At 62.6% G+C, this 794-nt stretch carries 1 protein-coding gene; it reads left to right on the plus strand.

What is annotated here, in order from left to right; all coding sequences use genetic code 11:
* A partial coding sequence (locus HMPREF3138_RS10285; RefSeq protein WP_070559031.1) for a PqiA/YebS family transporter subunit occupies positions 1-794 on the plus strand: 794 nt, incomplete at both ends.

Genomic DNA, 794 nt, shown 5'->3' on the forward strand with positions numbered 1-794 from the left:
ATGGTGGCGGAAGACTACGCCAGCATGGCCACCTTGTTTATGGTGTTCGTGCAGCTGATCCCGGCGTTTTGCATGGTGGCGATTATCCTGCTGTGCGCCAAAGTGCGCTTGCCGCTGGGGCTCAAAGCGTGGATGGCCCGGGTGCTGTTCCAGTTCAAAACCTGGTGCATGGTGGAAATTTTCCTCGCCGGGGTGCTGGTCAGCTTCGTCAAGCTGATGGCCTACGGCGATATCGGCATCGGCAGCAGCTTCGTGCCTTATTGCCTGTTTTGCCTGCTGCAGGTGCGCGCCTTCCAGTGCGTGGATCGGCGCTGGCTGTGGCAGGACATCGAACCGGCACCGCGTCTCGATCGCCCGCTGACGGTGGGGCGCACCGGCATGCGCCAGGGCGTGCGCTCCTGCGCCTGCTGCACGGCGATCCTGCCGGCCAATCAGGTGCGCTGCCCGCGCTGCCACACCAACGGCTACGTGCGCCGCCGCCACAGCCTGCAGTGGACGCTGGCGCTGCTGGTGACCTCCATCATGCTGTATATCCCGGCCAACCTGATGCCGATCATGGTGACCGAGGCGCTGGGCAACAAGATGAATTCCACCATCATGGCGGGGGTGGTCCTGCTGTGGGGGAGCGGCTCTTATCCGGTGGCGATGGTGATTTTCATCGCCAGTATCATGGTGCCGTCGCTGAAAATGCTGGCGATCGGCTGGTTATGCTGGGATGCCAACGGCAGGAAGAAGCCGCGTGCCGACAGCGAGCGGATGCACCTGATTTATGAAGTGGTCGAGTTCGTTGGCCG

Origin of the sequence: Serratia sp. HMSC15F11 (assembly GCF_001808215.1) — a bacterium.
Classification (GTDB): Bacteria; Pseudomonadota; Gammaproteobacteria; order Enterobacterales; family Enterobacteriaceae; genus Serratia; species Serratia nevei.